Annotated in this window: 24 protein-coding genes; 10 read left to right on the top strand and 14 right to left on the bottom strand. The window is 43.9% G+C overall.

Annotated elements, in window-relative coordinates; genetic code table 11:
* The first annotated feature begins 62 nt into the window (after positions 1-62).
* Positions 63-1,040, top strand: a complete 978-nt coding sequence (locus CVD19_RS20045; protein ID WP_219620108.1) for a carbon-nitrogen hydrolase family protein — start codon at positions 63-65, stop codon at positions 1,038-1,040.
* Positions 1,041-1,105: 65 nt separating this feature from the next.
* Positions 1,106-1,495, top strand: coding sequence for a VOC family protein (locus CVD19_RS20050; protein ID WP_101584930.1), 390 nt, complete (start codon positions 1,106-1,108; stop codon positions 1,493-1,495).
* Positions 1,496-1,501: 6 nt separating this feature from the next.
* On the opposite strand, the gene CVD19_RS20055 is transcribed toward CVD19_RS20050, so the two are convergent.
* From CVD19_RS20055 to CVD19_RS20075, 5 genes are all read right to left on the bottom strand, one after another.
* Positions 1,502-2,182, bottom strand: coding sequence for a serine/threonine-protein kinase (locus CVD19_RS20055; RefSeq protein WP_101584932.1), 681 nt, complete (start codon positions 2,180-2,182; stop codon positions 1,502-1,504).
* 226 nt (positions 2,183-2,408) lie between these two features.
* Positions 2,409-2,873, bottom strand: a complete 465-nt coding sequence (locus tag CVD19_RS20060; RefSeq protein ID WP_101584934.1) for a DUF1259 domain-containing protein — start codon at positions 2,871-2,873, stop codon at positions 2,409-2,411.
* Positions 2,874-3,073: 200 nt separating this feature from the next.
* Positions 3,074-3,436, bottom strand: a complete 363-nt coding sequence (locus CVD19_RS20065; RefSeq protein ID WP_257985217.1) for a hypothetical protein — start codon at positions 3,434-3,436, stop codon at positions 3,074-3,076.
* Positions 3,437-3,559: 123 nt separating this feature from the next.
* Positions 3,560-4,312 carry a C39 family peptidase gene (locus CVD19_RS20070; protein ID WP_374702910.1) on the bottom strand — a complete coding sequence of 251 codons (753 nt, stop codon included), beginning with the start codon at positions 4,310-4,312 and terminating at the stop codon, positions 3,560-3,562.
* Positions 4,313-4,544: 232 nt separating this feature from the next.
* The gene (locus tag CVD19_RS20075) at positions 4,545-5,111 is read right to left on the bottom strand and encodes an FAD-dependent oxidoreductase (RefSeq protein WP_101584936.1); all 567 of its coding nucleotides are present in this window, start codon (positions 5,109-5,111) and stop codon (positions 4,545-4,547) included.
* Between the two features lie 250 nt (positions 5,112-5,361).
* On the opposite strand from CVD19_RS20075, the gene CVD19_RS20080 reads away from it, so the two are divergent.
* From CVD19_RS20080 to CVD19_RS20105, 5 genes are all read left to right on the top strand, one after another.
* Positions 5,362-6,279: a DUF7916 family protein gene (locus CVD19_RS20080; RefSeq protein ID WP_101584939.1), complete on the top strand. Its 918-nt coding sequence runs from the start codon at positions 5,362-5,364 to the stop codon at positions 6,277-6,279.
* Positions 6,280-6,390: 111 nt separating this feature from the next.
* Positions 6,391-6,591, top strand: a complete 201-nt coding sequence (locus CVD19_RS20085) for a hypothetical protein (protein ID WP_101584940.1) — start codon at positions 6,391-6,393, stop codon at positions 6,589-6,591.
* 509 nt (positions 6,592-7,100) lie between these two features.
* Positions 7,101-7,820 carry a response regulator transcription factor gene (locus CVD19_RS20090; protein WP_101584942.1) on the top strand — a complete coding sequence of 240 codons (720 nt, stop codon included), beginning with the start codon at positions 7,101-7,103 and terminating at the stop codon, positions 7,818-7,820.
* The gene (locus CVD19_RS20095; protein WP_101584945.1) at positions 7,798-9,171 is read left to right on the top strand and encodes a sensor histidine kinase; all 1,374 of its coding nucleotides are present in this window, start codon (positions 7,798-7,800) and stop codon (positions 9,169-9,171) included. Before CVD19_RS20090 ends, CVD19_RS20095 begins: the two co-directional genes overlap by 23 nt.
* Positions 9,172-9,632: 461 nt before the next feature.
* Positions 9,633-11,099, top strand: coding sequence for a transposase (locus CVD19_RS20105; RefSeq protein ID WP_101584949.1), 1,467 nt, complete (start codon positions 9,633-9,635; stop codon positions 11,097-11,099).
* A 160-nt stretch (positions 11,100-11,259) separates the two neighbouring features.
* Here the strand turns inward: CVD19_RS20105 and CVD19_RS20110 are convergent, their stop codons facing one another.
* The 5 genes from CVD19_RS20110 to CVD19_RS20130 all read right to left on the bottom strand — a co-directional run bounded on the left by CVD19_RS20110 (position 11,260) and on the right by CVD19_RS20130 (position 15,554).
* Positions 11,260-11,991 carry an energy-coupling factor ABC transporter ATP-binding protein gene (locus tag CVD19_RS20110; protein ID WP_101584952.1) on the bottom strand — a complete coding sequence of 244 codons (732 nt, stop codon included), beginning with the start codon at positions 11,989-11,991 and terminating at the stop codon, positions 11,260-11,262.
* On the bottom strand, positions 11,988-12,686 hold the full coding sequence (locus CVD19_RS20115; RefSeq protein WP_101584953.1) for an ABC transporter permease: 699 nt from the start codon (positions 12,684-12,686) through the stop codon (positions 11,988-11,990). The genes CVD19_RS20110 and CVD19_RS20115 overlap by 4 nt, the downstream gene beginning before the upstream one ends.
* Positions 12,687-12,762: 76 nt before the next feature.
* Complete coding sequence (locus CVD19_RS20120; protein ID WP_101584955.1) at positions 12,763-13,617, bottom strand: substrate-binding domain-containing protein; 855 nt, start codon at positions 13,615-13,617, stop codon at positions 12,763-12,765.
* Positions 13,618-13,632: 15 nt separating this feature from the next.
* The gene (locus tag CVD19_RS20125; RefSeq protein WP_101584958.1) at positions 13,633-14,547 is read right to left on the bottom strand and encodes a substrate-binding domain-containing protein; all 915 of its coding nucleotides are present in this window, start codon (positions 14,545-14,547) and stop codon (positions 13,633-13,635) included.
* A gap of 224 nt (positions 14,548-14,771) precedes the next feature.
* Positions 14,772-15,554, bottom strand: coding sequence for an undecaprenyl-diphosphate phosphatase (locus tag CVD19_RS20130; protein WP_101584960.1), 783 nt, complete (start codon positions 15,552-15,554; stop codon positions 14,772-14,774).
* A 261-nt stretch (positions 15,555-15,815) separates the two neighbouring features.
* Between CVD19_RS20130 and CVD19_RS20135 the strand changes: the two genes are divergently transcribed.
* The 3 genes from CVD19_RS20135 (at position 15,816) to CVD19_RS20145 (ending at position 19,000) form a co-directional block, all read left to right on the top strand.
* A complete protein-coding gene (locus tag CVD19_RS20135; protein WP_101584962.1) occupies positions 15,816-16,847 on the top strand; it encodes an oxidoreductase in 1,032 nt (343 codons plus the stop codon).
* Positions 16,848-16,920: 73 nt separating this feature from the next.
* Positions 16,921-17,703 carry a DUF4931 domain-containing protein gene (locus tag CVD19_RS20140; RefSeq protein ID WP_101584965.1) on the top strand — a complete coding sequence of 261 codons (783 nt, stop codon included), beginning with the start codon at positions 16,921-16,923 and terminating at the stop codon, positions 17,701-17,703.
* A gap of 127 nt (positions 17,704-17,830) precedes the next feature.
* Positions 17,831-19,000 (top strand): FtsW/RodA/SpoVE family cell cycle protein, encoded by a 1,170-nt coding sequence (locus CVD19_RS20145; RefSeq protein WP_101584967.1) that lies wholly within the window; start codon positions 17,831-17,833, stop codon positions 18,998-19,000.
* Positions 19,001-19,038: 38 nt separating this feature from the next.
* Here the strand turns inward: CVD19_RS20145 and CVD19_RS20150 are convergent, their stop codons facing one another.
* The 4 genes from CVD19_RS20150 to CVD19_RS20165 all read right to left on the bottom strand — a co-directional run bounded on the left by CVD19_RS20150 (position 19,039) and on the right by CVD19_RS20165 (position 23,881).
* Positions 19,039-20,109 carry a Ger(x)C family spore germination protein gene (locus tag CVD19_RS20150; RefSeq protein WP_101584969.1) on the bottom strand — a complete coding sequence of 357 codons (1,071 nt, stop codon included), beginning with the start codon at positions 20,107-20,109 and terminating at the stop codon, positions 19,039-19,041.
* Positions 20,106-21,218, bottom strand: coding sequence for a GerAB/ArcD/ProY family transporter (locus CVD19_RS20155; protein WP_101584971.1), 1,113 nt, complete (start codon positions 21,216-21,218; stop codon positions 20,106-20,108). Before CVD19_RS20155 ends, CVD19_RS20150 begins: the two co-directional genes overlap by 4 nt.
* A gap of 3 nt (positions 21,219-21,221) precedes the next feature.
* A complete protein-coding gene (locus CVD19_RS20160; protein WP_101585088.1) occupies positions 21,222-22,712 on the bottom strand; it encodes a spore germination protein in 1,491 nt (496 codons plus the stop codon).
* A gap of 176 nt (positions 22,713-22,888) precedes the next feature.
* The gene (locus CVD19_RS20165) at positions 22,889-23,881 is read right to left on the bottom strand and encodes an ABC transporter substrate-binding protein (protein ID WP_101584973.1); all 993 of its coding nucleotides are present in this window, start codon (positions 23,879-23,881) and stop codon (positions 22,889-22,891) included.
* Positions 23,882-24,109 lie beyond the last annotated feature (228 nt).

Consider the following 24,109-nt stretch of genomic DNA (forward strand, 5'->3'; position numbering starts at 1 on the left):
CCACTTCTCTCATTTTGCATGTATAATTTTTAGAAAAGTCAGAAATGAAGGAGAGGTACAATTTGAACGAAAGAAGCCTTGCTAAGGTTAAAATGGCAGCTATCCAGCTGCAGCCAGTCGTGGGGGATGTGGCTGCCAATTTACGATCATGTGAGAAACTCGCCAATGCAGCAGCGGAAAAAGGTGCAAAGTGGATCATCCTTCCAGAGTTTTTCACAACAGGCATGGCATTCGACGAACAGATCGCCGACACGCCATTGCCTCCGAATGGGGAGGCCATGAAGCTTCTTGCCAGTCTTGCAAAGAGGCACAGTGCGGTTGTTGGGGGCTCATTCCTGTGCCGGGACGACGATGGACATGTTCGCAACTCATTTTTTCTCGTTTCACCGGAAGGTATTTTGGGACGGCATGACAAAGATATACCAACAATGTGGGAGAACTGTTTTTATGTAGGCGGTAATGATGATGGTATCATCAACGTTTCTGGCATCTCTGCTGGATCTGCACTTTGCTGGGAATTCATGAGGTCTCAAACTGCAATAAGACTGCGTGGGAGGGTTGATATAGTCGTTGGAGGAAGCTGTTGGTGGAGTGTTCCATCATGGCATCCTAAACCGGTCACTAATAAGTGGGAATTGGACAATTCCCGCACAGCATTTGAGTCCGTCCGGTCATTCGCAGCTTTTGTAGGTGCCCCTGTCGTACATGCCTCCCATTGCGGCCCGATCGAGTGTTCAATGCCTTGGCTTCCGCTGAAATATAAAGGGTATTATGAAGCTGGTGCCATGATAGTAGATGCTGAGGGGAAGGTGTTGGCCAGCCGTGACAGGCATGAGGGTCCAGGCGTGGTGATCGCGGATGTGGCGGCAGGTAAGATCACACCAAAATTTGAAATACCGGATTCCTTCTGGCTGCACAGGCGGGGGCCATTGCCGGCACTATCGTGGACATATCAACGCTGGCATGGAAAGCGCTGGTACAATAAGCACATGACAGTTCAAAAAGATGAAAAACCACCTACTATGACCATTTCAGGGTGAGCTGCAAAAAAGCAGCTCATAGCTGTCATAGAAAGCAGAAATTACTTTAAGCTGGAGATGATAGAGTGAAAATTAAAGGTTTTGGGGGCGTCTTCTGGAGAACAAGAGATGTGAAAGCTTTGAAAAAATGGTACAAAGAAGTTTTCGGCATTTCAATGGAGAATGATTGGAATGGGACAGTCATCAGGCCTGAACCTGGCAACGAAACGACTTTCTCCCTGTTTACCGAGGAGGACCGCTATTTTCCGCCAGAGCAGTCAGTCATGCTGAATTTTCAAGTGGACAGCATGGACGAATGCTTGCAGCATTTTAAAAAAATCGGTGTTCCGCTACTAAAGGAGCCTGAGCAGAGTGAATACGGCACATTTATATGGATTGCTGATCCTGATGGCCGCTGGATTGAAATTTGGGAGAACAATTTAATACAACTGAACCTAAGTGCAAAAAAGACTTAATGTATGTCATAGTCTCCAAAACATCGAAAGCTTTATTACTTTTTTCATAAAATCCTCAAAGGAAAAGAACTTGCCATTTGTCTGGTTATACCACTTTCTGATGGCTTCCATCAGCCAAAAGGGGATAGGCCTTCCATCGATAAGATGATAATACTCTTCATATCCTTTTTTTAAATGCTCCCAACGGTAATCGTTACCTGGTTTTATATATTCCGAAACATCGATGATCTTTGCTCTCCCATTTTGCAGCAGAATGTTTTTTAAATGAATATCTCTTGGATTAAGGCCCCGTTCCCGAACGAAGTCACGCGCGTCTTCTACATCCTGGATCACTTGCTTTGGTATATGAATGCCCTGTAATAGGCAGTCATACAGAGTGGTGCCTTGTTCGAAGCTCAATACAAGGTATCGTTCGCCGGCTCCCAGCAATTTTGAAAAATAGGGGGAAGTTCCTAACCGTTCATATACGTCCCGCTCAATGTCTTTTTTAGAAATACGTTCATCCGCATACACTTTGAACGCGTAGTTCGGAGCATGGATATGCCGGAAAACGGCAGCATCAGTACCGATACCGACGCAGCATAAACCATCCGGGCTACCATTGATGGTTACTGGTTCATTATCAGGATTTGCTTTAATCTCAATCTGGGACAATGCCTCAACTGCTGTTTGCCATTCTTCCAACATACATTTTCAACTTCTTTCACATGATCTTGGTATTTGATTGATGATAATCATTATATGCATAACATAACACGATATATCGTAAATTGGCAGGGAAACACATTGGCCCACAACAATAACCCGGGTATGTATGAAGGCAAGGAGAACCCTTTAATTAAAAAACGACAGTGAATGGACGGCTGTCGTTTTTAAATATGCCTGTTAAATTTTTAGCTCTGCAGTGTAGAAATTAGTTAAGCCGTGTCTTCCCAATCGCATTTTTGATTGTGTGTGCCTGCTGGGTCAAATCGCCCGTTCCCTGGAAATGGAGATACATTATTCGTGGCTGCTCATGGATCATATGATTATGTATAGCTGACACGTCTATATTCCCTTTGCGGAATTCATCTATAACAGGGTTGATTTCATTTTCCAGTAGAGCCATTTCTCCTATCACTGCGGTTTGGCCATCAACATTTTCAAAGGAAATATGAAACACCAGTTCCATCGTTTCGGGTGATAGTTTTTTGCCCATATGTGTTACGTGGAGATTTTCACGGGTAATTTCCAGTTTACAAACACCATTCTCAGCTTCCACATCTGTTGCAAAAATCTGTTCGAGCACTTTGCAATTGGTTTCCTGATTGGCGAGGGTGCCCTTCGGCGGGAATGCGAATCCAACAATCAAAATCCCTATAATCATTATTTTTTTCATACTGCACCTCCATTAAATTATGGTTCCAATAATTTTTTTTCTTATCCAAAAATAATATAATGTAAAATCAGAAGAGTGGATTGATGTGACATCCTGCTATCGAGGGTTGACCAACGGTTGGCATGTTCAAAAAATTTGATTGTGCTTTTCCAAACGCCAAAAAAGGGGCAGCTTCCCGGAAGCTGCCCCAAAAGTGTTCGTTAATAGTAAGGATATGGGTAGTAATAAGGATAAGGAACAATAAATGGGAATGCAAAGGCAAAATAAGGGAAACGACGGCGCCGGAAGCGACGGAATCTTCTTCTATACCCTCCGCCATATCCATCAAACCCGCCATATCCGCCAAATTGCCTTGTATCCTGCTGTTCTTCCACTTCCTCGGGCACCAACATTGTTACGTTTTGATCGTCAGCATCCTCGATGATTCCTTCCATTCTTGTCCCGTCTCTCATTTGCCCAATGACATGGTAATTCATATACCTTTGGCACAAGCCCTGGGCATTTCTTGCGTCAAATTCCTCTTGATTGCCTTGTGGCATCTCATTCGTATTTTCATTATACATGAACTATACCTCCTTTATTACATAGGCAGCATATTCATGTGCTTTAACAAATGTACTTTGTTTCCTAATTTTTATTATAAAATATTTGTTAAACAAGCAGTGGAGACGCCGTCCCTGAATCAATCACAGCACAATCGCCTGTCCGCCCATCTGCTCCCACGCTTTAACAAAATTAGCTCTGTCCACTTTTTTGTTTTTGCTTCCGTAGGGGTCATTTATGTAAATATTTTCATCATCAAATCCGGTCACTACGACACTGTGCATATTATAGGTTACTTTGACGGGTCCTTGTGGAGTATCCCAGGTCTTGAACCCACCAACAGGTGCAAAGTTCACAGTGGTGATGATCCAGACTGGAGAGCCTTTCGCAACTTTTTTAATGAGATTATCAAATGGCTGCCCGGTTAGATTCTCGGCGGTATTAACATATTTCTTGGCCAATGCATAAATGGGCTCATGATATACTCCCAAGCCCGGCCCATCTTCCATATTGCCGACAAAGCCAACATTTGGATTGCCGTAATTTCCGTTGCTGTACCTCATAGGAACTCTATTAATCTCTTGGGCAAGTTCATTTTTCGTGATATTTATCCCCTCAAAATTCAACATCATTGCCAAACTGGTTACCTCGCAGCCATTATAAAGTCTCGGGCTGTCCATTTGATTAAGCAATGGCACGTCGAGCAGGATTTCGTTCACCATCATTTCCTTTTTCGATGGCTGATTTTTGGCAATTGGAAAAGATTTGCTGATTAACTGCACTTGTTTTTCTGATGACGAGAGTGCCTGCTTTTCCAGATGTAAATAACCAAAGCCGGAAAAAGCAACCAGGCAAATGGAAATTAGCGCTATGAATAACCTAAAACTTCGTTTCAATGTGCCATCCTCCAATTGAATTTCGATTTAGATTGTTACTCACATATATTCATATAGTTCTATTTTTGAAACTCATGAGGTATTATAGCAAGCAATTGTCGGAATATACCGTAAAATGATATACTTTTTACATAAACAGGAAAAATGAACTATTTTAAAACAATGAAAATAGTTATTTTTAGCTAAAAAAAAAGAAGAGCACCAACGGTGATCTTCTTTTGATAAGACTAAATTAATTCGTTTTTAAAACATCGTGATCCACGTAGCGTTCACCATTTAATTGGCTGACCACGTTAATGGCAACCTTGGCTCCATCACCTGCAGTAATGATTGTATGTACACTCACCCCTGCACATGTTCCGGCTGCCCAAACACCTTCAATGTTCGTTTTTCCTGTTTGGTCGGCATCAATCACAGTTTTGATTCGGGGTTCTGAACCTTCTTTTGTTTTAACCCCTATTTTCTCTGCGAGCCCGACAGCTATGCCAGTAGCAAGAATGACGTGCTTTGTTTCGTATTCACCATCGGTTGTCTCAACAACAAACGCATCATTGGAATTGCTGATATTAATCACTTCATTTTGAATGATTTGAGCCCCGAATTTTTCAGCCTGTTTCTTGCCGGTGTCAATAAGCTCTGGACCTGAGATTTCCATAAGCCCGTAATGGTTCTCTATCCAGGCCCGTTTTGTCATGCTTTTGTCGTTGTCGATCAACAGCGTTTTTTTACCTGCTTTTGCAGCAAACAACGCAGCACTTGCCCCTGCCGGACCAGCTCCAATAATAACTACATCAAACATGGTGAATTTCCCTCCTTCTTGTATTCTTACAAATTTTATCAAACCTTAAAATTATTTGTCGTAAATTTGCTCTGAAAATTCTATATTTTTCGCTCGATACGCTCAACCATGTGTCTTAAATATAAAAGTTCCTATGAATCGATGCCTAAATATGGTAATATTTCGATTGATACACAACCCCACAAAGAATTTCACACCGCGATAGCCTGGGGGGCACTGAGAGCATAGAAACTACATAGGAGGATTTTCAATGAAACGGTTATTGGACTGCACTGCAACAGATTTTGAGCAAATGACAGGCCAGGAGTTAAAAAAAGCAATCATTGCGTCTGAGGGAAGAACAATCCTTGCTGAAGTGATTGGCAGTTTTATGCCCCTTTACCCCGCAGTGACAAATGCGGAAATGGCCGCTGCGTTTGGCGCGGACATGATATTATTAAACTTTTTCGACGTATTGAACCCGTCAATGGAGGGATTGCATGAAGAGAATACTGATGAAATTGTGCGCACACTGAAAAAAATGCTGGGCCGTCCAGTTGGCTTAAATCTGGAGCCGGTAGACCTGCAGGCCGACCAATTGGAAATATTGCAAACTCTGCCTGAAGGAAGGCTCGCAACCGAAAAGTCGCTCAAACGGGCAAAGGAGCTCGGCTTTGACTTTGTCTGTTTAACCGGGAATCCAAAAACAGGGGTTTCGAATCGGGAGATAGCAAAAGCCATTGCGAAAGCAAGAGGTGTTTTTGGCGAGGATGGGCTGATCATCGCAGGAAAGATGCATGGAGCCGGGGTTGCCGGGGAGACAGGCAGCTTGATGATGACAGAAGAAACACTGAATACGTTTATAGAAGCAGGCGCCGATATTATTTTGATTCCTTCTCCTGGCACAGTCCCCGGCTTTACAGTCGAGAAAACCGGCAAGCTCGTTGACCTTGTCCATGCAAAAGGTGCCTTGGCAATTCTCACAACTGGTACCAGCCAGGAAGGTGCCGATGAAGACACGATCAAACGGATCGCCTTGAACAGCAAAATGGCTGGAGCGGACTTGTACCATATCGGCGATGCCGGGGCAACAGGCATTGCCACTCCTGAAAATATCATGGCGTATTCGATCGTGGTGCGGGGCAGGCGCCATACCTTTGTAAGAATGGCTTCATCCGTATTAAGGTAGCCAGTAACCCAGAACCCCTTACAGCCGGCCTTCCAAAGTTTACAAGTGTTTTACCCATCCGAAAGGGTAAAGTAATGAAAAGCAGGAATTCCAGCTAACAGGAGGGATAGCATGAAAAATCGGGATGATGCGAAAGTGAACATTGATGTAAATAGTAACCAGAATGACCGGGAGTTGCGTGAGCGGATCAGCACTGGACTTACTGATGCTGGAGACACAAACAACGAGTTGCAAGACGTCTTTTACAGCGATGATCACAATGCGCGGGAAGGCGAACCGTCAGTTGCTCCTGTCATCAGAATACCTGATTAATACAAGGGCCAGCCTCAATAATGAGGCTGGCCCTTTTTTAGTTGCTGTTTGACAGCTCCTATCTTATTAGATACTCAGCTAAATTTTGCACTGCCAAAAAAAAAGAGACTGGCCAAGGGCCAATCTTCACATAAGGGAGGTTTTGAGAAGTTCAAAACCAATTTATAAAATTAAAAGGGAAGTTTTGCAAAACATTTAAAGGCAATCACTCAGGGCAACTTGCTGGATTGGGATTTTCCACATTGCACTAAGCGTTTGAAAATCGGTGGTCCTTAAAGTGTACCGATTTTCGGGAAAGGGTTTTTCCGAACCACTTATATTCCATAAAACTTTGATACAGAGTGATCAAGGTGCTGATACAGGATTCACTAATTTTTCCTATTTCGTCAACTCCCTGTTGTATTCTTGTCTTTATAATAATAAGTAGGTATGTAGAACTTATGTGGAAGTTATGTGGAAGTTGTGAAGATTAATTTTTTTATGGAAGAAAGATGCAAGGGGAGATATGAATGAGCCATAAAATATTGCTCGTAGATGATGAGCGGATGATTATCGAAGTGCTGGAGGCCTACTTGCAGAAAGAAGGCTACCAGGTGTTTTGCGCGGATAATGGGCTCGATGCTTTAAGAAAAGCAGATTCAGTGAAACCTGATTTCATCGTGCTTGATCTGATGCTGCCTGACATTTCCGGGGAAGAAGTGTGCAGGCTGCTCAGGAAGGAATCTGATGTGCCTATCATGATGCTTACTGCCAAATCCGGGGAAGATGAACGCATCAACGGAATTGTGATCGGTGCGGATGATTATGTGACCAAGCCATTTAGCCCAAAGGAGGTCGTTGTCAGGACCCAGGCCATTTTAAGGCGGACACGCATGGGTGAACAGGCGGATGGGCAGCTTTCTTTTAACAGTAAGGAACTGGTGATCGATTTGCTGAAGAAAGAGATTCTCTTAAATGGCCATGGAATCAGTGTCACGCCTATTGAGTACCGCCTCCTGTCAAATATGGCAAAATACCCGGGCAGGGTCTACAGCCGGATGGACCTGCTTGACAAAATCCAGGAAGACGGCTTTTCTTACGAAGGCTATGAGCGCAGCATTGACACCCATATTAAGAACCTTCGGAAAAAGATAGAAACTGACGCGCGGGATCCAAAATATATCCTGACCGTATTCGGCATGGGCTATAAGTTTGGGGGAGTTCCGGATGCTAAAAACGCTGCGTTCTAAGATACTGTTTTATTTCCTTCTCGTTTCACTCACCGGCATCCTTGTGGTCAGCTTCAGCCTTCAATGGGGTTTTGAAGCGAGCTTTAACCATTACATAAACGGGAACCGGACTGAACGGATCGATCAGGTCGTCAAGGCGCTTAAGCTGGAGTACAAGGAACGAGGAACCTTCACAGGTGCACGGGTTTCCGATCTGCTCCATGAGCAGGCGATGACGGAGAGCCTTTATTATGAAATATATAATGCTGATGACATCGTGCTGCTGGATTCAACATCCGCCAGGGGAGTTTTGGAGGGGATTGGCATGGAAAGCAACCCCTACAAAGAAGACAACTGGCTCACATCAATGGACATAATCAAGCTGGATGACCGCGTGATTGGGAAATTTAAGGTGTATTACCCTAAAGGTTTTATCGATAGCGAATATATATTTCTCCAAAACATCAAGCAATACCTGCTGATCGCAGTGGTGGTTACGATAATGCTGGCGCTCGTATTCAGCATGCTCATTTCAAAATGGCTGACTGCCGGGCTGAATAGTTTGTCGGAAGCGGCCCAGGAGCTGGCTGTTCACAAACAGAATGTCCGGGTTCCAGTGGATGACATGTCCCAGGAAATGAAACAGCTTGGGATCGCTTTTAATGACCTGGCTATGTCGCTGGAAAAAGAAGAACGGTTGCGGAAGGAATTCATAGGTGACCTTGCCCATGAGCTGCGGACGCCGCTCGCTACATTAAGAAGCCAGATAGAAGCATTCCAGGACGGGATATGGGAGCCGACACCAGCCCGCCTGCAGCAAAGCCACAGCGAGCTGATGCGGCTCGTCAGGCTGGTGAACGAGCTGGAAAAACTGCTGGCCGCCGAGAATCCGCAAATACGCCTGAACAAAACGGAGCTTGAAACGGGTGAACTTCTGCTTGCCATGCAGGAACTGCTCGTGCCGGTTTTTAAGGAGAAAGAAGTGGACTTAAGGGTGATTCCTCCAGATGAAAAACAGTTGTTTAAAGGTGACCGTGACAAAGTGATGCAAATCCTCACTAACATTATCAACAATGCCCTAAAATATACTCCGGAGCATGGCATGGTGACCATATCTGCTGCAAGAGAAGAAGGTATGGCCGGTTTCGTCGTCCAGGATAAAGGAGTTGGAATTGCAGCCCAGGATCTTCCTCATATTTTTGAAAGGTTTTACAGGGGTGATAAATCACGGGCAAGGAAGACCGGGGGAGCAGGCATCGGCCTTTCGATTGTAAAGGCGCTTGTCGAAGCGCATAAGGGAAAAATTACTGTCAAAAGCGAGCTCGACAAGGGCACCGTGTTTACGGTTTTATTTCCGGAGATACCTGCGTGATGCCTCTCATTTTCATTTCGCAGCCAACAACAAAGGAACCGCGCCAGCCACGGTTCCTTTCATTTGTTCACAGAATTTCAGTCGTTGGAAGCCCACTCCTTCAGGGGTGGGAGGAAAACGACTTCAAACAAGGCAGGGGGTTGGTAAATCCCTCTGCCTATTTGTTCGACCTATCCCTTCCTACTAATTAGTCTAATGTCAGGTCAAAGAAGTCTGCTAATTTAATTATGGTTTGTAAGGGGGGTATCCGTTCCTCGTTTTAATAAAAAGAAATATTTCGTATGTGGACTTCTAAGTAATCAGCTAATTGTTGGTGTGTCAAATTTCTTTGTTTGCGGTATTTTTGAATATTTTCTCCAAGGTTCATTTCTTACCTTCTACATTGACATAGTACGCATCTAACTATATATTTAAATTATAGAACATATGTACTGTTTCATAAAAGAAAGGTGGTGACAACGATGACAAAAGAAAACCCTTCTTCTCCTACATACATTCTTCAATTAAAACTGATGACGGAACTCTTTCAGGAACTTATTTTGGAAAAGAGATTTGAAATCGCTCGGAAATTGTATAATCGGTATCTTGGAGAGTTGCAAAAACGGAAGAAAGTCATGGAACATGATTCAGTTTTTATCCATTGGAAAGAACAACCATACAACTCTGAAAAGAAGAAAGTCCTATCGGACTTACGAAAAAAATACGGGTTGAATTTTCATAGTATTGATGCATTTGCCACTCGTTGTCGCCAAACCTATAAAAAACATATAGACTCGGATACCAACTCCAAGCTTGCGAAACGAGCATGGGGAGCCGTAGAGGAATTACTCTTTAATCCAGGCACGAAAAAAGTCCGATTCAAAAAGCACGGCACCATGGATAGTTTAGAAGGCAAGAAAATGAGTGGGATACGTTACACAAATCAGACATTGGAATGGAACGGGTTGAAGATACCTGTTATCGTGAGGAAAAATGACAGATACGCTCATACCGCTATGATACGTGACCGTATTAAATTTGTACGTATTATCCGACAACAGATAAAGGGCAAAACTAAATTTTATATTCAGTTAGTAATGGAGGGCTATCCTCCACAAAAATATAATGCTGAAACAGGTGAAGTCCGGAATCCTGTGAACGAAGGCAAAGTTGGATTGGATATTGGTACACAGACCCTTGCGATCAGTTCAGAGAAAGAAGTAAAGTTATTGGAATTGGCTCCGTCCATTGACAAAATTGAGAAAGAAAAACGGAATATGCTTAGAAAACTTGACCGTTCACGAAGGGCAACCAACCCCAATAAATATAACGAAGATGGCACGATCAAGAAAGACAATCGGGCAAAGTGGATTCGTTCCAAGAACTATTTAAAGATATTGGCTCAATATAAGGAAATTCAACGAAAACAAACTGCCAAACGTAAGCAAGACCATGAAGCATTATCGAATTATATCCTCTCTCTTGGGGATGAAGTGAAAGTAGAAACTATGAATTTCAAAGGATTGGCAAAGAGAGCAAAAGAAACCAAAATCAGTGAAAAAACAGGCAAGTTCCAACGTAAAAAGAGATATGGTAAAAGTATTGGCAATAAAGCACCTTCCATGTTGCTTAGAATTTTAAAACAAAAATTAGCATATGTCGGAAAGAAATTATGTGAGGTCAATAGGTGGGAATTGAAAGCCAGTCAATACAATCATATTGAGGATAGTTGTACCAAAAAAACAATCCACCAACGGTGGGATATCATCGTGGGTATACGGGTTCAACGAGATTTATACTCAGCTTTCCTCTTGCAACATACAATAAATAAACGAGAGTACGATAAACAGGCGTTAAATGAAAACTTTGCTTCTTTTCTTCTTTTGCACGAAAAGGAAATCGAACGGCTTAAACTGGTTAAACCAACGATTAGCAGTATGGGATTTTAATATAAATCATAAATGGTTCAGATACGAGCCTACCGACCGCTAAACGACCGTCAGGTGGTTTGGTCAATAAAGTCTAAGAGAACCACACTGACGGACTTAGGGAAGCCTTTGTTGTAAGTGAAAAGTACCTTAGAACCCCACTCCTTTAGGGGTGGGAGTATCAGACCAGTAAGCTTGTCCATTCACGGATGAAGGCAGCAGAAGCAGGATTGGGGGAGGCCAGCACTTCTTCGGTGGGCCCCGATTGCCTGATTTCCCCGTCAATGAGGATTGCCAGCCTGTCACATAAGTATTTTAACTCCATTAAATCATGGCTGATAAAGACGGTTGTGGTTTTCGTCTGATGGAGGATGGTTTTAATATCTTTTATTAGCCGTGCTTTCGTTGGATAATCAAGGGCAGAAAACGGTTCATCCAAAAATAGCACTTCCGGTTCGAGAACCATGGCCCTGGCCAGGTTGACCCGCTGTGCTTCACCGCCTGACAAGTGGAATGCATGCTTTTTCGCAAGATGGCTTATGTTGAACTTTTCAAGCCAGAAAGAAACTTTATCAATGATATAAGTGCGTGGTTTCTTCCTGAGCTTAAGGCCCACAGCGATATTATTGAAAACACTCGTATCCAGAAGAAGCGGCTGCTGGAGGCAGGCGGCAAATTTCCTTCGGACGGGGAGCGATTTATCTGCCAAAACGGGTTCTCCCCGGTAAAGGACCGAACCGCTATCGGGTGGCGCGAGCAGCGCAACAGTTTTCAAGAAAGTGCTTTTACCGGCACCATTAGGACCCATGACACCAAGAATTTCTCCCTCGCTGATCTCAAAGCGGGGAATGGAGAGGATCCTTTTGCCGTGGGGCATCACTTCTATATTTTCAACCCGGATCAAAGCCGTCATGATCTGCGCCTCCTCTGCTGTAAAAAAGTCAGGAAAAAAGTGATTGCAAACGCGAGCGCCATCAAAATGAATGACAGTGCAAGTGCGACATCGAAATTTCCTTTCGACACTTCCATCATGATCGTGGTCGTCAATATCCTGGTTTCCCCGCTAATATTGCCGCCGACCATCATTGCCGCACCAACCTCGGCGATTATCCGGCCGAACCCGGCGATTACAGCAGCAAGGATTCCCAGTCTTGTTTCCTTTAACAAAATCCAGACAAGCTGCAAACGGGTAGCACCAAGGGCTTTCACCTGCAGGATCATTTTTTCGCTGATCTGTTGGAAGGCGGCACTCGTCAAACCGATGATAATCGGTAATGATACAAGTATTTGCGCAAGAACAATCGCTGTCGGTGTATATAGCAGTGACAGCGAGCCAAGCGGGCCGGACCGCCATAAAAATATGGTGATCCATAGCCCTGCGACAACAGGAGGCAGCCCCATCGCTATGTTGACGAGCGCAAGCAGCGGCTTCCTGCCGGGAAATCGTGTCAGCCCGAGCAGCATGCCCGCGGGTATTCCAATCAATGTGCTGAACAGGACAGCGGTCAAAGAAACCTTGAGTGTCCGCATTGCAATCTCGAAAATTTCGCGGTCGCCAGCAATGATCATTTCTATCGCTTTTTTTAATCCTTCCAATAAAAGATCCATATGAACTCAAGCCTTTTGTTTTTATTAAGTAATACCCTGTACGTGAGCCGATGGCGGGTCCGGTGGGTCAGTTCCGTCATTCATCAAACAGGAAGAACAGGGGCTCTCCGTATTTGTCGGTTCCAAACTCCTTGATCGTCGTTTTTGTATCCTTGTCCAACATAAAGTCAATGAACGCTTTCGCACCGTCGGCGTTGATCTTATCGTGTTTATCAGGGTTTACCTGCATGACATGATAGATGTTGAGCAGGCTGTCGTCACCTTCGACCAGAATGTCTGCATTGCCAAGATTTTTCTTTTGGGCAAGATATGTCGCGCGGTCTGTCAAAACATACCCGTTTTTCTCGGCCGCTACTTGGAGGGTGCTGCCCATTCCCTGGCCGGTTTCCATATATGACTGCTTTTTAGATGGGTCCAGTCCCGCAGCTTTCCAAAGTTCAAGCTCTTTTTTATGTGTTCCGGAATCGTCACCCCGGGAAACAAACGGAGAAGGGGAGCTTAAGATTTTTGTGAATGCTTCTTTTGCCTTAAGGCCCTTAATTCGCGCCGGGTCGTCGGCTGGGCCGACAAGAATGAAGTCATTGTACATTACTTTTTGGCGGTTTATGGCGTCTCCGCTGTCGACAATTTTTTGTTCGGCGTCAGGGGCATGGACAAGCAGGACATCCGCTTCACCTCTCGTGCCCATCTCGAGTGCTTGTCCGGTTCCGACTGCGACTGGTTTTACATTGTATGGATGTTTTTTCTCAAACGTTGGTATGAGGACATCGAGTAAACCGCTGTCCTGGGTGCTGGTCGTGGTAGAAAGGATCAAATCAGTGCGTTTTACTTCCTTTTCTGCCTTTGCTGCAGACTTCTGGACTTCATTATTTGAACATGCAGTGATAAAAATAAGCATCAAAATAGCTGTCAGTAGTGCTTTAAGCTTCATGAATAAACTCCTCCATTATCGATGTTCATGAATGATTTTTCCTAGGTCTTCGGCATTGTAGCCGTCGAGGTTGCTGACACTGTCTTTGAATGTTGTAAAATGGATCAAGTCAAGCAGGTGTGCGAGGGATTCTGTGTTGTGGTCTGTCCAGCGGAAAACAAGGTCGAACTGCTCACTTGCCACGGGAATAAAATCCAAACCCAGCTGGCTGGCGGCAAATCGTATTCCAAAGGCCACATCTGCAGTGCCCCTGCTAATGTGGGAGCCAGCTGCCAAATGGTTCCATTCCTCATTTTCATAGCCTTTTACCAGCACGGGATTTATTTCTTCCCTAGCCAGCATCGAATCGAGCAGAAAACGGGTTCCAGCCCCTTTCTGCCGGTTTACAAATATGATGTCTTTCCGGGTCAAGTCCTGGATGCTGCTGAAATTTTTAGGATTCCCTTTTGCGGTTATGAACCCCTGCTCTCTTGAAGCGAGCCTCATTACTGAGATCCGCTCATGGACAAACAGCTGCCTGATGAACGGCAGGTTGTACTCACGTGAGGACGGATCAAGCAAATGGACAGCGGCAATATCAGCGGCACCCCTGTAAAGCATCATCAACCCCTCAAGGCTTCCGATATAAGAAGGGTGGATTGTGAGCCCGGATGACTGGAGCGCCGTATATTTGACCAGATGCTCGACCAGGAAATCGTGGCTTCCTGCAAGCTGGATTGAATGGGCATGCCCGGCGGCGCCGGTCACTCCCCTTGAAGGAGACGTTTTCATGCTGCCTTTGTACCTGTCGACTTCGTCCTGGTCAATCCGCATTTTGTTCCCTACCTTAAAGGCACGCAATTCTCCCCGCTTAATCAGTTCGTACACTGTATGTTTTGAGACTTTAAACAGCCTGGCAATCTCGTCAGGTGTATAGGTTACACCATTCACAAATTCACCACCTTTTTACTCTTCTAATTTAAATATAAAGAAATCTATTAATCAGAAAAGTGATTTTTGTATCAAAACGTTAAGTTTCATTTAGTTTCATTAATAATTGTCACAGAATGTTCACAAAATTCAAGATAAATTATTTCAGTTCAAAGAAAAAGAGGTCAGACACAATAATGCGCCCGCCCTTGTATATTTAAAAGTATCAAAATGAGCATACTCGATTAAAATTGCCCTGTGTATTGGAAATAAAGGACCACAATCCCGAGCACCCATACGTATATGGCAAATGGCTTTAATGAGTGGTTTTTCAAATAAGCGATCATCCATTTCACCGCTATGTACCCAAAAGTCGCTGAAGAGATAATCCCGATCGCTAAGGCCTGCATAGAAATCGTTTCACTGCCTCCTTGGAACAGATCTTTTGACTGAAGAACGATCGCTCCTAAAATCGCAGGAGTGGACAGCAAGAAAGAGAAGTAGGCGGCCGTTTCACGATCCAGCCTGCGCCAAAGGGCAGCGACTATCGTCAGCCCCGACCGGGAAATCGCCGGCAATATTGCTCCTGCCTGGAACACTCCGATGAGAAAGGCATCTTTGTAGCTTATATCGTCCATTTTCTTATGGCCGTTTTTAATGGATTCCGCAAACCATAGAAACAAACCGGTAATCAAAAACTCCCAGCCTACCGTTACGCCTGTTTTTGATATTTCATCGATATAATCTTCAAACAGCAGGCCGACGACCACTGCGGGGATGGTACCCATGATTAACAGAAAAGTCAGTTTGCCAAACGGATTTTTAATGATTTTAATAAATTCATTTTTATAAAATATAAAAACAGCGAGGAGGGTTCCAACATGAAGCAATGTATCAAGAAGCAGCCCTGCTTCCTGAAGCCCGAATAAATTCCTCCCAAGGTAAAGATGCCCTGTACTGCTGATTGGCAAAAACTCTGTGAGCCCTTGGATCAAACCTAAAATAAACGCTTCTATTTTTGTAAGCATCAAAACGTCCTCTCTTCACGAAAAATATCGGCCTCAAAAATTATAAGTTAATTCCGGAAGCTTTTCCATTATTAACAGAATATGAGAATTGGCCGGGTCACATAACAAAAATTTGTCCGTTTTATCCTGGTAATGGCCACGTAAAGAAATTAAGAAAAGTGCAAATTTGCTGAATGTGTTTGGCATGACCCGGGAAAAATGAGTGATTTTCTGTTAACCTAACAATACGGCGAATATTTAATTGTCCCAAGGAGGCCAATCATGAAAAAAATAAATACGGCATTGATCGGGTTTGGATTTTCCGGCGCCACATTCCATGCCCCTGTATTGCAGGCATTGCCAGAGCAGTTTGAAATTGCAGCTGTCATGTCTTCAAATCCGGAAAAAGTGAAGCAGCAGCTCGGCCATGTAACGGTAACTGACAGCATTGACACCATTCTGGACGACCATGCAATTGACTTGGTTATCATCACCACGCCAAATTCTATGCATTATGAACAAGCTAAGAATTCACTTCTTGCAGGAAAACATGTGATTGTTGAAAAACCATTTGTAGTGGATTCAAAAGAAGGCGAAGAATTGATCAAGCTCGCAGAGGAGAAAAAGCTTGTATTAAATGTTTATCATAACAGGCGATGGGATAATGATTTTCTGACGGTAAAGCAGCTCATCCAAAAAAATACTCTAGGTGATATTTATACATATGAGGCACATTTTGACCGTTTCCGGCCAGAGGTGAAAAATAGGTGGCGGGAAAGCAACGAACCGGGTTCAGGGATCCTGTTTGATCTTGGCTCCCATTTAATTGACCAGGCGCTGAATTTGTTCGGCCGTCCGGAATTTATTTTGGCAGATGTATTTGCACAGCGTGAGAACGCTGTTGCCGATGATTATTTCCACCTTATCCTGGGCTATGGAAGGCTGAGGGCCATCCTTCGTTCCGGCTCCATCATCATGCAGCCGGGCCATCGCTTCCAGGTTCATGGTACGAAAGGAAGTTTCCTAAAATCAGGAATCGACCCGCAGGAAGAGGCGTTGAAATCCGGAGGAAGGCCTGGAACAGAGCGTTGGGGTGAAGACGATCCGCAGCAATACGGTGAGCTGTTTCTGGACGGAGAAAGCCAAAAGCTGCCGGCCATCCCAGGCGATTATTCCCAGTTCTATCGCGAAGTCTGCAATGCCATCAACACTGGCGGTCCGGGTCCTGTGCCAGCGAAAGAGTCCCTCGATGTAATCAGGATCATTGAAGCGGCTAAGGAAAGCAGTCAAACACAAACAGCTGTCAGGTTTTAATGAGGGAAAAGTTCGTCAATTGTTGTTTGTCTAATAAAATAAAAGGATAACTCATATAAAGCAGGTGGATATTGTGAAAAATAGGCATTTATTTTTCAATACGTCTATTGGTGTCCAAAAGCCGGAGAGCATAAGAAACAAAAACCAATGCTGTCCCTTTTGCGCCAGGGATGAGCTGACCGGCATCATTGACGAAGAAGGCCCGCTCCTGTTGCTGAAAAACAAGTATCCTGTCCTTGAAAATGCTTTTCAGACGGTGTTGATTGAAACCGACAAATGTGATGAAGAGTTTTCCGTCTATTCAAAAGAGCATTTATCACGGCTTATGCAATTTGCGATGCGAAACTGGCTGGCCATGGAAAAGTCAGCAGAATTTAAATCGGTGATCATGTTCAAAAACCACGGTCCGCTTTCGGGCGGCACGATTGCCCATGCGCATATGCAAATTGTGGGGCTGCATGATATAGATTACAAGGAAAACATACAGCCGTCCGACTTTGCCGGAATTACCATTCAAGAAGCAAATGGAGTGTCGTTCAACCTGTCTGATCGACCAAAAGTTGGTTTTTACGAGTTCAACATACGGATGCGGGATCTTGCCCACATAGAGCAATTTTGCCTGTTTATCCAAACCGCCGTGCACTATATCTTAAATGGCTTTCCATTTCGGTGCGGCAGCTACAACCTGTTTTTCTACTGGCTGGATGGGGATTTCATCTGCAAAGTGGTGCCCAGGTTCGTCACGACCCCAGTTTTTATCGGTTATATGATTCCCCAGGTGCCCAATAATATAGAATGGATGAGGGACGACGTGGTTTCACGCTATTTTCAGGCCCGGACCCAGCTGGATGCTTAATGCTGACGCTTCAGTCAATTGTCGTTATCTCTGTAAAATTTTACAATTTGCTGAAGAAGTTGTGCTTTGCTGTCGAAAAAAATATAATGAAGTATTGTAAAGTTCTTCAGTTAGAAGGGGAATGACCATGACTTCAAACCAAAAAAACAACTCAAGAGTTGATCATGGGCTGGTTTTCGTATTGTTTTTATTGTTCATATCAAGCTGCATTGCCATTTATAGTGCTCAGAGTACAGGGCAGTATGGCGGCAACTTCCTGATCATGCAGGTTGTCTGGTACGCGATTGGCATTGGCATAATCACAGCAGTGATCAGGCTTGACTCTGACCAGCTGAAAAAGCTCACCTGGTACGCATATGGTTTTGGCGTCGCGCTCCTTGCATTTTTGATTGTGGCCCCCTCAAGCATCGCGCCTGTGCGAAACGGGGCAAAAAACTGGTTTGTTATTCCTGGCCTTGGATCGATACAGCCTTCCGAAATTGTAAAGGTATTTATTATATTAGGCCTCGCGAGGGTGATTTTCGACCACCACCAGAAAAACCAGATCAAGACAATCCAATCGGATGTTTGGCTCTTGCTTAAAATCGGTGTTGTTACGATGGTGCCCCTGATGCTGGTAATCCAGCAAGATTTGGGGACTTCACTTGTGTTTATTGCAATCATGCTTGGAATGATCTTTATTTCGGGAATTTCCTGGAAAATTCTTGTCCCGATTTTTGGAACGGTCATCTCGCTCATCATGGTCGTATTTTACTTTGTCCTCAAGAAACCGGAATTCCTTAAAAAGTATTTTGGTGTGGATGAGTATCAGTTTGGACGGATCTATTCCTGGCTTGACCCGTACAATTACCAGAGTACGACAGGGTTCCAGCTGACAAGGTCGCTGCTGGCGATTGGTTCAGGTGAAACGACAGGGAAGGGATACGGCACCCGGGAGGTGTACCTCCCCGAGAGCCATACCGATTTTATTTTCAGCATCATCGGCGAAGAGTTTGGGTTTGTCGGCGCCAGTATCCTGATCAGCTTATTTTTCCTTTTGATTTACCAGATTACAAAGATCGGGATGGAAACTAAAAATGATTATTATACCTACCTTTGCGTTGGTGTCATTTGTATGATCACTTTCCACGTTTTCCAAAACATTGGAATGACGATCGGATTGCTGCCGATCACCGGCATTCCGCTTCCGTTTATCAGCTATGGAGGGAGTTCTTTGATGGGGAATATGCTCGCCATCAGCCTCATCTTCTCCATCCGCTACCATTACAAAAAATATATGTTTTCAACGACAACATAAAAATAAGCAAAGGGAAGGCGAAGCCCCTTTGCTTATTTTCATTCAACTACTCCCGTTTCAGTAATGACTACGTCGGTATTAATTTTCACCTTTAAACTTTTATAGTCCTGTTTCTCCCACTTTTTTATATCAAAACCGCGGGTTTTACTTTTGATGAATTCACCGAATCCGACCGGGTCGATGTCTTTTTCCTGGAATTGCCTCGCAAGCTGTGTGCATTCTTTATTTACTTTTTCCTCCAAAGTTTTTTCTATTGCTTTAACGGTGCGATGGGTCAGCTTCTGGCCGGAGTAATCCCGTACGACCCCATTTATTTTAATGTTCATAGTCACCGAGTATGGATTTCGTTCATCAAGCTTCATTTTACTTGATGATGTAATGCTTCTAATTTCGGCTTGCTCCTTGTCTATGTCTATTTTAACGCTGCCCTCGCTGTGCCGGTCGACCATGAGCTTGAAAAAGAACATCTTTTTTTCAGGAACCATATCAACCACCTTGTCTTTTTTGAACACGCTTACACCCTCTATTTCCAACAAGTCTTTTCCTGCTTTCTTCAGCTTTGGCAAATAAGGGTCTTTTCCTTCCTGGTAATAATCAAATAAAAACAGGTGCAGATTCGTTTCCGGCAAGTCACGGTTTTCGGTGTTATGCTCAATCAAATCAGAAAGATACACAGCGTTTCCACGGTTACCGTATGTCCCGCTTAGAATATCTCTCGCACGCCCTTCCGATACAGTCAAATAAACCCTTGCACCAACGCTTGGATCCCTTTGAAAAGAATCTACTATGTCATAGATGCCCCTTTCGGCAAGCTTTTCCCCGAAAACTACCACCTCCAGCCGGCCTCTTACCAGTGGCTGTGAGGATTTTCGCTGCAACTCGGATAATACATCCCAGGCGATCGTAGACTTTCCTGTAAAGCTGAAGTTTCCTATTTTCTTATCCGGCTCAAACACCGGGATCATCGCTGTCCCTTCAATCATGCGACCTTTTCCCTTATCATATCCGAATCCCATTTCGATATTGACGTCATCGATGATTTCTTTTTCCACACAGCCTGAAAGTAACAGTAGAAACAGTGACATTAAGGCAAACATCTGTTTCTTCATTTGCGCTTCACCTTCTTTGCAACCATCACAGCAATAAACAATAAAGGTATGTAAATAAAGGTGAAGATGAAGCCCAATTTTCCAGTCCAATCATTCAACATATTAATTTCATGCCTCGTATTGAAAAAATTAATTGCAACCAGGCAAATGAGGGTGATAATGACTATACCGTTTTTTTGCGGAAAATTACTTATTCTTTTAACGATCCGGCTGCCGCTCCAAACCGCAAGACAAACGTTGGGCAGGATCACCAGGCTCCAGTTTGCGATCCCGATGTATTCAAAACGTTCAACAAATGGCATCGTGACAATTTTCCACATGTCAAGGGTTGACCAGACCGACTTTGAAAGCAGGCCCTCTGAATAGTAGGCAAATGATAATATTGCAAGTGTGGTATATACAATAGTTGTAATGAAAACGCCGAGATGGGCCCATTTTTTTGATTTATCAGGTTCTTTGATAAACGGGTAGCAAAACAGAAGGATTTCATAGCCAGCATAAGTAAGGGACATCCTGTAGGTACTTTTTAAAATATCCGTCAAAGGGTGATCTAAAATAGGAAGCAAATTGCGGAATTCTGCGAACTCAAGTGTGAACGCAAAAGTCAGCAGCAAATAGCTGGGCAGGATCGTACAAAAATAGGCAACACCAGTAACAGTCCGAAAACCTCCATAAAGGATGTAAAGAACGAGCAGCAAAAAGACAAGGCTAAACCAGAATGTACTTAATTCTGGAAACATCCATACCTGAATGACTTCAAGGTAGCTTCTCAGAACTGTTATACTTAAACAAATGTAATAAACGATAAATAGCGAGCTTATCATCTTGCCCAGCTTTTTTCCAAGAATGAAAACATTGGCTGATACGAGGTCGCCGTCTACTGTTTCACAAATTTTATAAATCATCCAGACAATAATATGGATGCTTAATCCTGCTACTAATACTGATATCCAGGCGTCGTGCCCGGCAGACTCGGCAATAAGGCGCTGGAAGCCAAGCACGCCGATCCCGATTTGCATTGAAACAACCAAATAAAGGGCCAACGAAGGAGATACTTGTCTCGTTTCAGGTATTGATAGCTGCTGAACCTTAATCAGACTCACCTCCACAGATTATTCATCAATGTCTTTTTTGGCATTAGCCGTTTTTTTGTTAAAACGGACCGGGCTTCCGGTTCTTAGAAATAGAGGCCGCTTATTCTGCCGGTTAAAGGGAAGCCTGATAATCGCATCCCTCATATCTGTGGGCCTGGGCGGGTAAAGCGGCTGCAAAAACGGCCGTCCAAGAGAAGTAAGACGGAGTAAATGTGTCATTAAAAAAGCAAAAGAGACGACTATTCCCAAAAGGCCCCACAGCTCGGCAAATAATAAAAATGGAAAGCGGATCAGCCTGATGGTGTTGCCCATTCTATAGATCGGGGTCGTAAATGACGCCAGTGCAGCAAGCGCGACAATGATCAAGAGGACATTACTTGTCAGGCCGGCCTCAACCGAGGCAGTCCCAATCACGATTCCGCCTACGATACCGATCGTCTGGCCAACCTTGCTGGGCAGCCTAGCTCCTGCTTCCCGCAGCAGTTCGATGACCAGTTCCAAAAACACCGCTTCGAGTATCGGCGGGAGAGGTACCGCCCGTCTGGATGTAATCAACGTGCTCAGCAGATCCTTTGGGATCAATTCATAGTGATATGAGAGGACGGCTACATACACGGGTGTCACCAAAATGGAAAATGCGACCCCAAACAGGCGGATCACCCGGAAAAAGGAGGACAGGAACCAATTCAATAAATAATCCTCAAATGACCCGAAAAATTCTACCAGGGTTGTCGGGCCGATCAGGGCATGCGGTGAGCCATCAACAATGACAACCACCTTGCCTTCAGCCAGGACAGCTGACACCCTGTCGGGCCTTTCAGTATCAAGGAGCTGCGGAAAGGGGGAATTCTGGTTGTCAGAAATTAATTGAACAATGTAAGAGCTGTCCACGATGTGATCAAATTCGATATCTTTTATTCTCTGAATGACCGTATTCACGTTTTCCTTTTCGGCAATCCCGTCAACATAAAACACAGCTATTTTTGTGTTCGACAGCTTTCCGATTGTTATATCCTGTACCACCAGTGACTTGATAGGGAGGCGTTTGCGAACCATGTTGATATTTTGGTCTAGCGATTCTATAAAGGCTTCCTTCGGCCCGATTACACTGAACTCTACTTCAGGCGCGGTAACGGACCTGACAACTTCCTTCTGGGCGGCGATGAAACCGAAACGTTTGTATTCATTTTCTAAAGAGACCATTACATAGCCATTAAATAACTTTTGCTCTATATCATCTGTGTTGTCGGAAATCTGCACATCCGCAATGGGGACGAGTTTTTTTATATCGTCGATCTTCTTAAAATCTCCTTCAAGCAAATAGGGAAGTGCATTATCCTGAAGGAGGCTTTCATCAACCAAAGTTGTCATGAATGTAAAACAAAAGCGGAGATTGTTTTTCTGGTTTATGTAGTAAGTTTTTTTGTAATCAAAGGATTTTACAAGGGTTTTCTCCCACTCCTGCTTCTCCCGCTTCTTTTTATTATCCTGCTTTTTATCCTTTTTCATTTGTTCCTGTATTTTTCTGAAAAGTTTAATCATGCTGTACCACCGTTATTAATGATTTAGACTTATGTTTACCGAATTTGGGAGGTTTATGAAAAAAAGAAAAAGAACCCGCAAACTGCGGATTCTTGGACAAAAGGATTCTATAAAAATCATGGGGGTAGATTTATCAGCTTTGCTTATTTTTCAAGCATGAGCTTCTCCAGGTCATCAAGCATGATGTTGGCGGCGAGTACACCTCCTGCAGTATTCCAGATAGCATCACTTACCTCATGCACCTTTCCATTTTTAACAGCACTTAAGTTTTTCCAGAGTGGATCGCTGGTCCATTCCTTTGCAGTATTAAGCGCCTCTTTATCGCCTTGCGGAGCATATGTGAAGTAGAACAGGACGTCTCCGTCCATTTTAGGGATGACTTCCTTCCCAACCTCCACAGCGAGCTTCCCAAGCTTGTTGTCTGCAGTAAAAAGCTCTTCCTGATGTGCTGCACGCTTAAATCCTATTTGATGGAAAATAATCCCCGAAAAGGAATCAGTGTAGTATATGCGGGACTTGCCGGCCATGAAACGGACAACAGAAACCTCCTGATCCACTTTATCACCGAGCTTCTGTTTTACATCTTCCACGTGGGCATCAAAATCATTTAATACTTTCTCGCCTTTATCTTCCATGTTTAATGCCTTGGCGTACAGTTTAAAGTTTTCTTTCCAGTCGCCTCTCAATGTTTCGGAAAATACAGTCGGGGCAATCGCGTTCAACTGTTCATATACTGCTTCCTGGCGCAGCTTGTTTCCTATTATGAGATCAGGCTTCAGCACTGCGATTTTTTCCAAATTAACCTCATGCTCGACCCCGACGACTTCGACATCTTCCATATCCTTCTTAATATGTTCGTACCAAGGGTCTCCGAGCCATGATTGGACAGCTCCAACTGGTTTCACACCAAGAGCAAGCAGTGCTTCTGTACCTTCATTCGTGAGAATGACGACTTTTTTAGGAGTTTTATCTATTTTAGTTGTACCCATCGCATGTTCGACGGTGTAGCTTGTATTGCCTGCTTTTTTGTCTGTGTTGCTTGTATCGGATGCGTTCTGCCCTGATTTGGCTCCACAGGCAGCTAGAAGAAAGAGAGCAATGGCTGAAATGATCGCAAATAATTTAAATCCTTTCATCGGTATGTAGCCTCCTAATAGTTTTAGTGATAATCATTATCAATGACAACCTAATCATAAAACGGATAGGCTGCTCAGTCAACAGGTAATTGAAAATGATTTTCATAATCATTGACGATTTAATGAACACGGAAAATGGATAAATGAAAATGATTATCAAAGTCATTGACAGATTCCCTCTGTTAAAATAGACTGATACTGAAAAAACATATGAAAAATAAGTTGTTT

The organism is Bacillus sp. T33-2, assembly GCF_002860205.1.
Classification (GTDB): Bacteria; Bacillota; Bacilli; order Bacillales; family Cytobacillaceae; genus T33-2.

Bases quoted from the DNA above. Each gene is read 5' to 3' on its own strand.
- CVD19_RS20160 (WP_101585088.1), bottom strand. From the start codon at position 22,712: ATGAAAAAGGATAAAAAGCAGGATAATAAAAAGAAGCGGGAGAAGCAG.
- CVD19_RS20090 (WP_101584942.1), top strand. From the start codon at position 7,101: ATGAGCCATAAAATATTGCTCGTAGATGATGAGCGGATGATTATCGAA.
- CVD19_RS20150 (WP_101584969.1), bottom strand. From the start codon at position 20,109: ATGAAGAAACAGATGTTTGCCTTAATGTCACTGTTTCTACTGTTACTT.
- CVD19_RS20085 (WP_101584940.1), top strand. From the start codon at position 6,391: ATGAAAAATCGGGATGATGCGAAAGTGAACATTGATGTAAATAGTAAC.
- CVD19_RS20135 (WP_101584962.1), top strand. From the start codon at position 15,816: ATGAAAAAAATAAATACGGCATTGATCGGGTTTGGATTTTCCGGCGCC.
- CVD19_RS20080 (WP_101584939.1), top strand. From the start codon at position 5,362: ATGAAACGGTTATTGGACTGCACTGCAACAGATTTTGAGCAAATGACA.
- CVD19_RS20105 (WP_101584949.1), top strand. From the start codon at position 9,633: ATGACAAAAGAAAACCCTTCTTCTCCTACATACATTCTTCAATTAAAA.
- CVD19_RS20095 (WP_101584945.1), top strand. From the start codon at position 7,798: ATGCTAAAAACGCTGCGTTCTAAGATACTGTTTTATTTCCTTCTCGTT.
- CVD19_RS20110 (WP_101584952.1), bottom strand. From the start codon at position 11,991: ATGACGGCTTTGATCCGGGTTGAAAATATAGAAGTGATGCCCCACGGC.
- CVD19_RS20130 (WP_101584960.1), bottom strand. From the start codon at position 15,554: ATGCTTACAAAAATAGAAGCGTTTATTTTAGGTTTGATCCAAGGGCTC.
- CVD19_RS20115 (WP_101584953.1), bottom strand. From the start codon at position 12,686: ATGGATCTTTTATTGGAAGGATTAAAAAAAGCGATAGAAATGATCATT.
- CVD19_RS20055 (WP_101584932.1), bottom strand. From the start codon at position 2,182: ATGTTGGAAGAATGGCAAACAGCAGTTGAGGCATTGTCCCAGATTGAG.
- CVD19_RS20145 (WP_101584967.1), top strand. From the start codon at position 17,831: ATGACTTCAAACCAAAAAAACAACTCAAGAGTTGATCATGGGCTGGTT.
- CVD19_RS20075 (WP_101584936.1), bottom strand. From the start codon at position 5,111: ATGTTTGATGTAGTTATTATTGGAGCTGGTCCGGCAGGGGCAAGTGCT.
- CVD19_RS20120 (WP_101584955.1), bottom strand. From the start codon at position 13,617: ATGAAGCTTAAAGCACTACTGACAGCTATTTTGATGCTTATTTTTATC.
- CVD19_RS20065 (WP_257985217.1), bottom strand. From the start codon at position 3,436: ATGTATAATGAAAATACGAATGAGATGCCACAAGGCAATCAAGAGGAA.
- CVD19_RS20165 (WP_101584973.1), bottom strand. From the start codon at position 23,881: ATGAAAGGATTTAAATTATTTGCGATCATTTCAGCCATTGCTCTCTTT.
- CVD19_RS20060 (WP_101584934.1), bottom strand. From the start codon at position 2,873: ATGAAAAAAATAATGATTATAGGGATTTTGATTGTTGGATTCGCATTC.